Here is a 13,993-nt window from a genome sequence, read left to right on the forward strand (position 1 = left end):
ACCATACAAAAGCCCGATAGCGCGATCCCGACGAAGGTTTGTAGCTAAAATTCACACGCTACCGAAGGCGTTTGATGGGCTAAAAATATGCCCCCAGGAACCAACAGCTTCACCCCTGAAGTTGGGCATTGTCACCCCAAAATCAAAAATTAACGTACGGAAAACGTATATACTTGCGATGTAATCGGCGGGATACTTTTGAATCGAATCGGCCGAAGGGTGTGGGAAGTATCGCCTGAAAATCTCGGTAAAATAGTAAAAAAGACCTCTGCGACTCCGCTCGCGGGCGGCATTGCTTTGTATTTCCCATAGTAAACACCCTCATATCAGTTATGCATTCAGAATCTACCAGTAGATGCTCCTCAACGGAGCTTCCCAGGCCGGAGGCGCCTCTCCGCTCCTCGACTATTCCCCTGCATTCCGCCATGCGGAAAGTCAACCACCTTTTGACGGGCGTCGCAATGCTCGTTATCGCACTGTTTTGCCAGGTACACCAGGCTTCCGCCGAAGGTTCGGGCGTATGGGGTGTGACCGACAACCGGCAAGTCAACCTGTTTGTACCCACCACAGCCGTATCGAACAGTGTTCCGGGAGGCGGCAATACGGGGTACGTAACCAGGGGCTTTATGATGCTCGCGTCCAACACCGGATCGGCAAGCACTCCCTACAATCCCGCGCACCGCATGTACGTATGGGTTAAAGCGAACGAAACCGTTTTTTATGGTTTCAGAACTTCCTCCGGCAGCTCGTCGGTTACCTTCAACTGGTATTACGACAATTCTTCCACCGGATTTTACCCCACTGCAACTTCCGCTCCGAACCGGGTACTGGCAGACAATCAGACCATTACGCAGGGCAACGGCGGTGCCACCGGCAGGCCGTCCAACGCAGCAGCCGCTACCAACGGCCCAAATCAGGTAACAAACTCCGGGTACACTGCCTATTCATTTAAAAACACTACCGGCGCGGACAGGGCCTACTGGGTTGAAATCGGATCTAATAACCTGGAATTCAACTACTGGGACGTTACCGTTGCGTCGGGCTCATCCGGCAACTACACACGGCAGAACGGTCGTTTGTATTGCAAATACTGGAGTGTGGTGAACGACCTGCCTACCTCGCTGGGCACTGCCAACGCCACATCTTCCCCTTCCAGCTTTGGGTTCTACATTCCCATCGACAACACCCTTACGCCTGCCCAGGATTTTTACGTCAAATACGCCAACTTCGGCGGCAGCAACTCCGGTTACGCGATATTTTTTGCAAACCTGGATGGTCCGAACAGCAATCTGACATTCGAACAAAACCGCCGTTCCATGAATGGTTCGTCCTCGAATGCGCATTTCCCGCTGTTCCTGCGCAATCCGGACGCCAGTGTGTGGCCTTCACCGCCATTGCCTATCGCCACGTTCGAAGCCGTTTTTTCCAGAAGGCCGGGGTCCAGCCCAGCCGCAGGCCAGGCCTCATTCAAGGTTGAAATTGATAACCCGTCGATTGTCGACATTCTGATTGACCTGAACGGCAATGGGTTTTACGACGGAAAAGATGTGATCATTTCCAACGAATACGGTGCCGCCGGAACGTACTACATCAACTGGGACGGCAGGGATAACACCGGTGCCGATGTCCCCGCCGGCACAGCCATCCACTTCGTTTCCTCGCTCCTGTTCTACCCGGTACACTTTCCGATCTACGACATGGAGCAGAGTCTGGGCATTTCGATCAAACACGTGCGTCCGCTCCGGTCCGGTACCGAGCCAATCGACGACAAGTTGTATTGGGATGACAGCGATATAGCAAGGAACAACATAAACGGTACGCTGAGCCCGAGGAGCGTCCCCGTGAATGTGACCGGCGTTTTAGGTCCCGACCACAAATGGTGGGCTAACGGAGACAACGGTTTTAGCCAAAACAATACGATCAATACCTGGACAGGTGCTTACAACGATGAAATTGTCCGCGAACTGCTTTTCAACTACACCTCCGACGTAGACCTGGCAGTGACTAAATCGGTGTCTGCTGCTACGCCAAGCGTAGGACAAACGGTAACTTTCACGATCGAAGCGACAAACATTCCGCTGCCCGAGAATGCGGGTAATCCAATTACCGCTACCGGCGTGATCGTGACCGACGAGATTCCGGACGGCTATACCGTCGAGAATGTAAGCGTGTCCAAAGGCTCGTGGAATGCGGCAACCGACACTTGGCTGATCGGTACGCTGGACGAAAACGAAGTTGTAACGATGACCGTAACGGCAAAAGTGAATGCAACAGGGCCGTATCTGAACACGGCAATCGTACAGGGTAACGAAAACGACGACAACCAGGATAACAACAAGGATGACGCAGTAGTGGTAACCCCGCCGACTGCCGAGGACGATCAGGACCTGCGCAATGCGCCCGGAACCAATGTTACCCTCAACATTATCAGTAATGACAAGCTTAGCGGCGGAAGTGTACCGGCAGCGGCAGCCGTTAAAGTGGACCTGGACCCTTCGGAAAGCGGTGTTCAAAATTCACGCATTGTCACCGGCGAAGGTGTGTGGACGTACGCTCCCGCGACCGGCGAGGTTACTTTTGCACCTGAATCCGGCTTTACAGGTAATCCAACCCCGATTGTTTACACGCTTACGGAAATAGCGACAAGCCTCTCCGACCAGGCTACCATTACCATCACATACCTGAACGTACCCGATTCCTATAACGTGCTGGCTCCGATCGCCCGCCCGGTGATCGATCAGGTGATCCCTTTAAACGGAACAAGCGGTAATCCCCCGCTGATGTCGGGTATCGATGAGGAAGATGGCACCTATTTTGGCAACACAGGTACCGATGCCCACCCACAAGGTGTGATCATTACTTCGCTTCCTACCAATGGAGACCTGTACTACGACGGCTCCCTGGTGACATTGAATGAAGTCACTACCGCGAGATTATTTACAGATCCTGCATTGTTCAGTGTCAAAATGACTGGCATAGGCTATTCCAACACGTCGTTTGAATATGCTTACGTCGATGCGGACGGGCTGACAGATCCGACCCCTGCCACCTACAAGCTCACCTGGGAAGGTGCATTGCCTGTGACGCTTGTCAGCTTCGATGCAGTTGTGGAAGAAGGTCAGGTTCTTTTGTCCTGGAAAACCAGCGAGGAAATCAATGCGTCCCACTTTGACGTGGAGCGCAGCACCAACGCCAAGAACTGGAACAAAATAAAAGAAACCGCCGCAGCCGGTGATAGTCGCGCGTTGAACACTTACACGGCTTTCGATGAAGCTCCGTTATCCGGGAAAAGTTACTACCGGCTCAAAACGGTTGACAGGGACAATACCTTCGCCTACTCACGCGCGGTGAGCATTAACCTGGCCGGATTGCTGGTGAGCATTTACCCCAACCCCGCATCAAGCACACTTCATATCAAAGGGCTCGAAGCGAATGCGGTAAGTCGAGTGTCACTGACCAATACCAGCGGCGTAACCGTTGCGACATTTGACAGGATACCGGAAAAAGGTATTGAACTCGGTCGGTTCCCCGGTGGAATGTACCTCGTCAAAATCGTCGCGAAGGATGGTTCGCAAACCGTCAGAAAGATTTTAATTAACAAATAATCTTTGCGCTGTCACCTTAAAATGCCGCCCTCTATCTATTCGAATGGAGGGCGGCATTTTTATGTATGGGATTTTTCAGGAATTTGGGGATATTCGTTGTAACTACCAGTCAACCATCCATAACAAACCAGCTTCGATCCCTATGTCCAAATTTCTATTCACTGCATTCACTTTATTTTACCTTCTCACACTAATAACGTTCCCGCGCACGCTATGTGCGCAAACCGCCGACCGGTACTATCTGATCAAGGCCGGGCAACTGTATGACTCGGAAAAGAATGTATTTCTAAAAAATAAACAAATCCTGATCAAGGGAAATGTCATTCAAAAAGTGGGTGATAAAATTGATGCTCCCCAAGGTACGACGGTCCTGGATTACGGAAATGCCACGGTGACGCCGGGTTTGATCGATGCGCATACGCACTTGTTGTTCCGCCAGGGCCCCACCGATAATCTCGCCTACGACGGCATGATGAATTCTCCCGAAACGAGGGTATTGCGGGCAGTCGGATATGCCAAAAGCTATTTGAATGCAGGATTTACGACCATTCGCGACCTGGGAAATTCAGAACAATACCTTGATCTGGAAGTAAGGAATGCCATCGAACGCGGTGACTTTCCGGGGCCGAGAATGGCGGTCTCAGGCCCGATCATCAGTGCAATGGATGGTCAGTTGTATGGTATGCCTGTGAAGGAATTTGATAAATACTCGAACAAAGAATATGCAATGGTCAGTGGGGTCGAAGAAGCGAGAAAAGCCGTCAAACAGCACATCGCCCGGGGTGTGGACGTGATCAAAATCACGGTGTTCGGCAACCGGCTGGTATTGACCCTCGAAGAAATGAAGGCCATCGTGCAGGCCGCCCACAGCGAACGCGTGAAGGTAACCGCGCATTGCGACCGCGATTGGGCGGTACACGCGGCGATCGAAGCCGGCGTCGACGGACTCGAACATGGTTACGGTTTCAAACAATCCACCCTCGATACCATGGCTAAGCGTAAGATTTACCTGGTCCCCACAGACGGCTCCGCGGACCTTCGGATCAGCTACCTGAAATCGCAGAACATTCCGTTCAACGAGCAGGAAGTAAAAAGCAATTTCAAACCGCTATACGACAGAATCATGGCTGCGCATAAGGCCGGCGTGCTAATCGTGGCCGGTTCGGACGCCTACGTGGACCTGAATTTGCCCAGGGGCGAAACGGCAAAGCATACAGTTTCCGGTTATTTCGACGCTGGCTTGTCGGCGGCTGATGTGCTGAAAACAGCCACTTATAATGCGGCAATCGCCCTGGGAATGGAAAACCAGATCGGCGTAATTAAAGAAAATGCCATGGCAGACATTTCCGTTTTCGAAGGGGATATACAAAAAGACTTCAAGCAATCGCTTTTCGACGTCAAAATGGTCATGAAAAACGGGGTGCTGGAATACCAAAAACCCGCCCAAAACCCTGCGAAAGGTTCAGCTGCTAAGCACTGAGGCCGAGCGGCAATTCTGGCGTGATCAGTTCAACAGCTCTTGGAGTTTCGCATCCAGTTTGTCGTCATCACTGCCATAAAAACGGGCCACGATTTTTCCGGAACGATCGATCAGAATTTTCGTGGGGAATGAATTGACCGCGAACAATTCTGCGATCGTCTTCTGTTGGCCCGTTTGCTTCGTTTCTTTTGGATCGAAATCGAGGATATGCTTCCAAATACCAATTCCATCTTTTTCAACGGCCTTTCGCCATGCGTCGGGCCGGTCCTGGCAAGCTATTCCAATAAATTCGAGGTTATCGCGCCCGAACTTGTTGTAAAGCTTGTAGTCTTTAAATTATTCAGCTCGAAAGCACTGACCCATGATCCAGGATGGTCTTGAATAAAATTAAAACTGGTTTTTCTCATGCCAGCGATCGCATTATTAATGCGTTGGTTCAGGTCGGCTATTGCAACCTTATTCGTAGTCGATTCCGGTTTGGGTCGCTCCATTTTCGACAGACTATCCCTGAGCAACAAGTATTTATCAACAAACGGCTGGGCGCTTTTACGTAATTGTTTGAATTCGTCGTGAGGCTTTGAGCCTGTCACGATTCCATGTTGAAAATCATTGTATTTGACTTTGATACCTACTTCGCCGGGCGCAAGTATGATTTGCAGGATATTTAGGTTCTCGTCGTCCGGAATGACCTGTCTGTTCAATTTAAGTATCGCCCTGGTTGGCTGGTCTATCCTCCCTGAAAATGAAAAAAATCCGTTCTGAACAATTGTACTATCCCGCACTTCCTCTGCCACTTCATTTTCGTATTGCAGGTATATCCATTTGGACGCGGTGCCCGAAAGCATTCCATTTAAAACGAACCGGTTTTGAGCATTGCTATGGAAGCAAAATAACAGGCATACAGCCAGGGAAAGTACTTTCATATTTTTATATTAATAGCGAATCCGGAATACACAAATAGTAACCTTTGAACACAACGAATTTAAACGCTCTTGCGTCATAATAGAAAAAATTAACTTATTTCATGAAAATTTTCTATTTATTAATATTCGTCCTCGCATCCGCAACGGGCCATGCGCAATGGAAAGCTAATTTAGGCGTCAATATTCCTCCGGTTATTGGCAGCCCCGCCGAAATCAGTTCGGAATTTACCCGGCATCCTGGATACTCACTCAACTTCAATCTGGGCCATACTTTCAAAACCGGCCATACGGGTTTGATAAACTACAATGTTTACGATGGCGTTAGCGAGAGAAAAACTTCCGGCACATTTCTTAAAGCCGGGGCAAGAATTTACCCGATATCATTTTCAGGCAAACAGAGAAGGAATCATTTTTTCATCGGTGCATTCCTTGTACTATCGCAATACCGCCAAACCGCATTAAAACGAGAGTTATCGGAAGATTTGGTTTTTGGGGACAGCTATACACCTATTTCAGCAAAGGGTGTTGTGCTGTTTCCTGCCGCAACTATCGGATTTCAAAACAGATTAGGCAAGTCCTTACTACTGGATTGGGGCGTGCAAAAGTCTTTTGTTATCCGTGAGGGCAATTACCTTGGAAGCAGGATGCGCAATTACCAACCCGGCGCAGGTTCGCCGCAATCGGATCCATGGATCGGATATTTCCAGGGTGTTTTATCCCTGAAATATCAATTTGCTCATTGAAGTTTGCGCATTGCTAGTGGCGGCGTTGACGGTTATCGCAGCAACAGGAAGCTGATCACCGGTTTAAGTTCCTCATAGCTGAGAATGGTCCAGGGAATTTGCCGTGGATAAAAAATAACATATTGCGTCGGCATTAATATACAAAGTGCCATCACGCCCATATAAAGGTATTTCAGATCTGCAGTTTTATATTTATTAATGATCAATACAGCGGTAATCATTAACGGAAATGCGTAAGTCAGGCTTCTGGAAATATCATACACCGCATAAGAGACCAGCGTTTGCACAACGATTATCGAAACCATTGAGACGATTAAAACTAGATTGCCCCGTTTAGCCAATAAACCAATTGCCGCAATAAACAATAGCCATAGTCCTTCAAAAGTCAAATAGATACCCGAAAGCCTGTGTTTCAACTGGTATGGAATCAGTGCCAGTTCTGCGCCCGATCCATGTCCCACAGGGGTACGAAGACCGTACCGATTGGACAGGAATAATCTTACAACCAGATAACCAGCCCCAACCACCAATACAATTGAGGATCTCCTCGAAAGCCAATCCTTAATGTCGCGAAATTGCCAGAATGATTGCAATTCGAAATCCGTTTCAGAAAGCAGGTGAAAAAGATAAACGGCTGCCAATGCAATGACGGCCCGCTCGTCCGTCCAGCATGCCAGCGTAAGGGTGAGAAAAATCCCGATGCGATTTTTCAGGTACATTCCCAGGAGAAGGAAAAAATAGGCGAAGGCATCAAACCAGAAATCATAATCCCAGAAAAAGGCCTTGCCAAGATAAATGGAAGAAATTCCCATCACAAAATACAACACCGTTCCGGAAGCCAGCCTCCTCAGCAACAATTTCATCAGGAAGAATAAAAAGGGCACAAGCAATGCGGACTGGATCAGGTAGATCAGAATGACATTCCGCCCGCTTCCACTATCACCAATTCCGAGCAGTTTACTTAGCAGCGGTACCGTAAACCTGAAATCAATTTTACCACCATGCGTCTCCTGATCTCCCCGAACCGTTTCCAAAGGAGCCTTTACCTTATCGAAAAAGTAGGCATAGTTGGTTGTGAGGTTACCATCAAAAATGAGCTCCAAATACCTCGGGTAGGTAAACAGCAATACCAGAAATGATATAATAACAGATGTTGCGAATATTCTCCGGTCCGAGCTCAGACATTGGGTCAGATAACTTCCTTTGAAAAAATCTTTGGCCGTATCATCAGGTTTCTGCATAAGGCGTGAATGGACTGGATCCGGTAATGATTCCGAGGCCGAACGAAACGGGAAAAACTGCATAAACAATAGTTCAATATCTGATATCCTGGGTTAAAATACAGACATATTTTAAGTTTTAAACCGTTGCACAGCCCAAGAAATATTTCAAACGATTTTGCAAGCTTGTTCAGCGACGTTCCACCGGCCTGCGTGGTGTGTAGAAGATTGTGATGTAATCGATCATTTGTCTGATAGAAGAAGCCTCCGTTATTTCTCTACTGAGAAAAAAAGCGTTTTCACACATTGCCACAAAACCAGCAGGGGTTTACAGGTATCCATTCAACTCGCGCATGGGCATAAGTAGAAAACCGAAAATTTTGTTTTATATATAAAAAAACTATATATAAAATCTAAAAACAGCACCTTAGGATCATGCTAGCACATTACTTAACACTCGCCTTGCGCCGGATGTGGCGGCAACGCCAGGTCAACATGATACGCGTTGTCAGCCTCGCCTTGGGGCTTGCAAGCGGGCTGGTGATCTTTTTGGTCGTCAACTACATGTTCAGCTTCGATCGCCACCACCCGCATATGGACCGCTCGTACTGGGTGGTAACGGACATCAAAAGAGAAAGCATTATGCCTACCGATGCAGCTCCGCGCCCATTGGCGGAAGTGCTACGTCGCACCTACCCGTTTGTCGAAAGTGCTACCCGGTTGGAAACGGTTTTCGGGCGTACCATCAGCATCCCGGACGGAAAACAGGGTGTGGCCAAGAAATTCAATGAAGCCCGGAACGTGTGTTTCGCCGAACCACAATACTTCAACCACTTCTTCGTCGAATGGATTTCGGGTAATCCGGCAACAGCGCTTTCAGCGCCCAATACGATCGTAATTAGTGAGCGCTATGCCCAAAAATACTTCGATAACGCCGATCCGATCGGCCGTACATTGCGGCTGGACAACCACATTAAAAGCCGTAGAACAAATTTGGGACGAGGCCATGCCATACCAGGTGTACAAGGCCGATCATCTGGACGATCTGCTCGGGTCGTTTCTGGATACGGAACGATTGCTGGCAGGGTTTGTGCAGGACCGTCCTCGGACATGCCATGAAAGCGGCGATGCAGAATCCCGTCGAATATTTCAGAGCGCAGTAAGACATTAAAAAAGTCCTGTAAACAATGCATTTACAGGACTTTTTTTCTTTAATCACTTACTTACCTCCCTACTGCAACCTGCTTGCTTGTGACAACGCCGTCTCGCCCGGTGATCTGAAGAATATACAGCCCGGCACGTAAATGGCCTACGCTGATAACCGAAGAAGGCTTGGCGGTTTGGAGGACGGTTTTACCGGCCTGATCCAGCAATTGTACTGACACCGCATTTTTGAGAGCAGTCGTGCTCAGCTGCAACCGGTCAGCAACCGGATTTGGATAAAATGCGGCCATTTGAACGCCGTCGAAAACGACGCTTGATATTTTACTGTACGAAAATGTACTGTCACGGTCCACCATTTTCAGGCGGTAAAGGTTTCCTCCGGCAAGCGGCGCTTCGTCGACCGTATCGTAGTCGAGTCTCGCCTTGCTGACATCCGCCGCTTTAACGGTTCCGATTGCGTTCCAGCTGGTACCGTTCGCGCTGCGCTGTATTTCGAAATGGCTGGAATTGACCTCGTCGGCAGTGGCCCAGGTGAGCGCCACATGGTTTTCCCTGGCGGCAGCTTTAAAGTCGATAAGGGTTACCGGCAGCGGATCGGTGACGTTTACCACCACTTCGGATGTTTTCGCGCATCCATTTGCGCCCGCAGTTACAAAATACGTGTACCTGCCGGCCTTGGAGGGAACGACGATGTTGTTAAGCGTTCCCGTGTTGCCGATCTGTGTGCCGTTCATTTCCCATACGTAGCCGAGTCCCGAACAATCGCCGTTGCAGGAAGACGACAGGTTAATGGAGCTCCCTATTGTCGGGTTCGAGGCGCTCGTCGCACCCGTAATCGAGATCTGGCAGTTCTTTTGCAGGTCGTTGCTGAGCAAAATATTGACGGGTGTCCCACCGGCGGTGTTACGTGCATTCATCCAGGTTTTATAAGCGTCGCAATCCGAAGAATAGCTGTTCCGGTTGGTCACGCATCCATTCTGCTGGATAATGCCCGACAATGTAAAACTATCCTGGTTTGAAGGGGTCGGTGTAGCAACGGGCTGATTGACCCAGGTATCGGCCAGTTCCCGAACGGCAGGGCCTCCGCCGTCACGCAGCAAATTTTCAAAAAACATACAACTCACCGCCTGTGCACCGTGGAGGTAGCTCTCGGTGGCGTAGGAAATAAAATTGGAAATCCCGTGATTCGGACTGTAACCGGCCTCGTTGATGTACAGTTTTCCGGGAAGATTGGCACGGAGCAGATCGATGGCAAACCGGTGGTCGTAGTTGTTATCATCGTTGATTTTGATCCCGTCCAGCTCGGCTGCTACGTCGTTAAATGCAAAAGTGGTCCTTCCCAGCGACAATTTGTCAAACACCGACCCGTGATGCGCGATGACATTGATGCGACTATCGACGGACTTGACCGTATTTTTGAAGATATTATTGATTTCCTTCAAAACCTGTGTCCGGTAAAGGTACCAATCCGCCCCGTCGGCCTGGGCGAACATGGAGTATGACGGTCTTTTGGGAGATATCTGATCGAAAGAGGTGTAGTTGGTCCCCCACACGAAATTAAGCGACTGGATCTTCTCGTATTTCGCTGCCAGCCAGGTTTTATAGCCATTTTGCATCGGCTGCGAGTAATCCGCCATGCTGTTGCCATCCCGTAGGTTAGTAGGCTCCTCGAAATGGTATTTGTCCGTTCCAACCTCGAATTCTGCCTCCCCCTGTCGGGTGTAAATGAGGTCCATGTAAAGCAGCTCGTTCGTATTCTGAAGATAGCCATACCGCTGCGCTACTTTCCGGGCAAAATCGGATACCCTGTCGCGGGTCGACTGAGCTGCGAGGGATGTCATCACGAATTGTACGTGAACCCCGTTGATCGCTCCGCCGTATTTCTGGAAAACAGCTTCCGTTCCGTCAAATCCGGCATTCAGTATCCGTTCGTCCCGAAGCCAGCCGTCGCCCGTGTCGATGCCGTACCTGTCGGAATAGCTCTGCGTAGCGTTGTCGACCGAGCTCACGGCGACGTTGATCCCGATTTTCATTCCCAGCGACCGTGCCTTTGCGATCTGCTCGTCGTACATTTTCCATACATTGTAGCCCTGCCCGTACTGCGCTTTGTTGGCCCGGGAAATGTAGCCTTCAATCGCGCCCCATTGGATACTGAGAAAAACCGCATTGCAACCCACATCGTGTGCCTGTTCAATGAGTTCCAAATCGCTCCAATTTCCTTCGTTTACGAGACTGAGTCCCAGGTAACGTTGCTGGCCGAAAGTGATGGTGGAAAAACCAATAACGTTGATGATGATTGTCAGAATGACCTTTTTGAATGATACAGAATTGCTTCTGCCAGCTTGAAAAGTGGGCAACATTTTTTGCATAGAAACGCGGTTGTTTTGAGGTTTACTGCTCGGCGGTTATGCCAAAACTGTCTGAAAGTTACATTTAACCACGCACTTTGTCTAATTAATTCAATATTCATTCAACTTAAATACTAAAAATACTTCCAATTCGTAGTAGTTATTCTCCTATTCGAGCGTTTACAGTTACTATTTCCTTGAAAAAAATCTCGACATCTTCTTCGAGTTTTATTGATTTTTTCCAAAATAAAAGCCCGCAAATCAGAGATCTGCGGGCTTATGCAACACCGATTAACCTAATGGACTTATGGTTCAGTGCGCACGGCTTAGCCTTTAATTTACAATCACCTCATCCACAAACAGCCATCCTTTATTTCCCTTGCCTGAATGCCATGCGGGTATTTTGGCCAGCGGTTTAGCGACGAGCTTGATACAGCTCAGCTGCTGAGGCTCGAAACCCGCTTCGTAGACTACATTCTCCGCACCCGGAATATCTTTCGCCGGAACGCCCGGCGTAATCACTTTCAATAGCTTTAAAGTTTTCGGATCGGCGCCGCCCCAAACTTCTATTCGGGTAGGTTCGAAAATAAAACTTCCGAAACTTCGCAATGTGCTCAATGTCACATTGCTGGCCCTTACCGGATTTTTAAAGAACAGATAGCTCTGGAAATCATTTTCGACGTAACCCAGCCACGTTCCGCTCACCCGTTCGGTATCGCCCACCTTGCCGTCGGAGATCGAGGAGGCGCCTTTGGCATGGTATCGCTGGTCGACTGGCGTAATGAGCTGCGCGCTGTCGACATGGAAACCTTCCTTGAAAAACAGCTTGCTCACCATCGGGCTGCCATACCATCCGTTCCGGAATGCCTTCGCTTTGAGGTTGATGTTGGCGGTAATGGGAATAGGCTTGTCGTAAATGGGCGACTGGGTGCTATCCGGCTCGGTGCCGTCCAGCGTGTACCGGATGACGGTACCGGCAATCTGGTGCTTCATGGTCACCGATTCGCCCTTGCCTATCAGCTGCTTTTCGTTCAGGATCACCGGCGGGTTGAGCGCCATAACGAGCGTATCGCTCCGGAAACCCGTTTCGAATGCAATTTTTTGCCCCTTTTTCAAATTTTCCAAATCTTTGGGAGCAATGCCGGTACTCCACAAATACACCCTTTTCAGCGCCGGGAAGCCATCGAGCGATTTAACCTGCGCCATCGTAATGGCCGTGCCGCTCAATGAAAGCTCGCGCAGATTCGGTAGTTTTTTAAGCTCCGCGAGGTTATTACCGGTAATGTCTGTAAAGTTCAATATCAATCTGCGAAGCTCGGGGAATTTGGCTAATGCTTTGATATCCTCGTCCTTGACAGGCATTTTACTCAAATCCATCGAAACGATCTGGTCCTTCAAAGGGATCAGGCCTTCGATATCCTGGCTTTTGAAATTGGCCCTGTTGTAAAAATTGACGAACAATGCCGGCGAGCCTGCCGACAATGGCTTAATGAGCCGGTAATTGGTATTCAGCTTCTGTACTTCATCCGCAGACGCCGCACTGAATGTGTACTGCTCCTCGGTACGGTCGCCGCCGAGCACGTTCTGGGCGTACGCATACACGGGGTTTTGTGGGGGCAACGAGCTTACCAGTTGGTCAAACCGCGAGCCGCCTTTTACCCAGGCCGCGAGCAGCACCACTTCCTCTTCCGTCAATTGCACCTTACCACGTGGCGGCATATGCTTTTTATCTTCCAAGGGCAAATGCAGCCGGCTGATCAGCAACCCGAGATCCGCTTTGGTGGTATCCCACAAAACTCCCCCTTTACCCCCTTTCACGAGCAAAGCCTGGGTTTGCATTTGTAGTCCGCCTTTCGATTTTTCCTCATTATGGCAGGAAAGGCATTTCTGTTCGAGCACCGGTTTTACCAAATGCTCATATACTTTGGCCTCTTCGAAAGCAACTTGCTCCGCTGGTTCCGCCGAAGGCCCCAATGGCGAGATCAGAAAATCCTCCCCGTGCGTAAGGTTACCGCCAAGGTGCCCGCCTACGAAAAGCAGCACCAGGAACGCACCCGCAACCAGCTTCGCAGGCAACTTCCACGGCGACAACGACTTTCTAACGCCATACCAGGCAACCGCGGCAATGGAAATGGCAATGCCCAGCCATTTGTGCCAAAGCAATGTATCCGACTCGTACCCTTCCTCATGAGACAAAACAAACCCCGAGAATGCGGCCACAGCGGCTGTAACCGTGCCTATCACAAGCAGGCTATCGGCCAGGCCTTCATTCCATGTGTGCGATTCGGGCTTGCGCTCGATGATTACCCAAAGGCTGTAAAGGATGAGTACCACCAGCGGAAAGTGCAGCACAAGCGGGTGCATTCTTCCAATCGCCTGCATCCACTGGGGAACAGCGAACCGGTTTTCGAAGAGTAGCAGAAATACGAGTAACCCATTCAGGAAAAAGGCGATGTTGTAAATGAGCCCTTTCCAATCAGACAAAATTCTACTCACTGTATCAGAGGTTA

Annotated in this window: 8 protein-coding genes; 4 read left to right on the forward strand and 4 right to left on the reverse strand. The window is 49.6% G+C overall.

Annotated features, from left to right (window positions below):
• Positions 1-332: 332 nt before the first annotated feature.
• Positions 333-3,605, forward strand: coding sequence for a T9SS type A sorting domain-containing protein (locus BLQ88_RS20335; RefSeq protein WP_090153892.1), 3,273 nt, complete (start codon positions 333-335; stop codon positions 3,603-3,605).
• A gap of 142 nt (positions 3,606-3,747) precedes the next feature.
• A complete protein-coding gene (locus tag BLQ88_RS20340) occupies positions 3,748-5,085 on the forward strand; it encodes an amidohydrolase family protein (RefSeq protein ID WP_176885043.1) in 1,338 nt (445 codons plus the stop codon).
• Positions 5,086-5,360: 275 nt separating this feature from the next.
• Here the strand turns inward: BLQ88_RS20340 and BLQ88_RS20345 are convergent, their stop codons facing one another.
• Complete coding sequence (locus BLQ88_RS20345; protein WP_090153896.1) at positions 5,361-6,008, reverse strand: DUF4369 domain-containing protein; 648 nt, start codon at positions 6,006-6,008, stop codon at positions 5,361-5,363.
• Positions 6,009-6,109: 101 nt separating this feature from the next.
• Between BLQ88_RS20345 and BLQ88_RS20350 the strand changes: the two genes are divergently transcribed.
• Positions 6,110-6,751, forward strand: a complete 642-nt coding sequence (locus tag BLQ88_RS20350; RefSeq protein ID WP_090153899.1) for a hypothetical protein — start codon at positions 6,110-6,112, stop codon at positions 6,749-6,751.
• A gap of 32 nt (positions 6,752-6,783) precedes the next feature.
• On the opposite strand, the gene BLQ88_RS20355 is transcribed toward BLQ88_RS20350, so the two are convergent.
• A complete protein-coding gene (locus BLQ88_RS20355; protein ID WP_143016893.1) occupies positions 6,784-7,785 on the reverse strand; it encodes a hypothetical protein in 1,002 nt (333 codons plus the stop codon).
• 681 nt (positions 7,786-8,466) lie between these two features.
• Between BLQ88_RS20355 and BLQ88_RS20360 the strand changes: the two genes are divergently transcribed.
• Complete coding sequence (locus BLQ88_RS20360) at positions 8,467-9,090, forward strand: ABC transporter permease (protein WP_229212773.1); 624 nt, start codon at positions 8,467-8,469, stop codon at positions 9,088-9,090.
• Positions 9,091-9,194: 104 nt separating this feature from the next.
• Here the strand turns inward: BLQ88_RS20360 and BLQ88_RS20365 are convergent, their stop codons facing one another.
• Together BLQ88_RS20365 and BLQ88_RS20370 are read right to left on the reverse strand one after the other, a co-directional pair.
• On the reverse strand, positions 9,195-11,504 hold the full coding sequence (locus BLQ88_RS20365) for a T9SS type A sorting domain-containing protein (RefSeq protein WP_090153903.1): 2,310 nt from the start codon (positions 11,502-11,504) through the stop codon (positions 9,195-9,197).
• Between the two features lie 312 nt (positions 11,505-11,816).
• On the reverse strand, positions 11,817-13,979 hold the full coding sequence (locus BLQ88_RS20370; RefSeq protein WP_143016894.1) for an FN3 associated domain-containing protein: 2,163 nt from the start codon (positions 13,977-13,979) through the stop codon (positions 11,817-11,819).
• Positions 13,980-13,993: the final 14 nt, after the last annotated feature.

It is taken from the genome of Dyadobacter soli (assembly GCF_900101885.1).
GTDB lineage: Bacteria > Bacteroidota > Bacteroidia > Cytophagales > Spirosomataceae > Dyadobacter > Dyadobacter soli.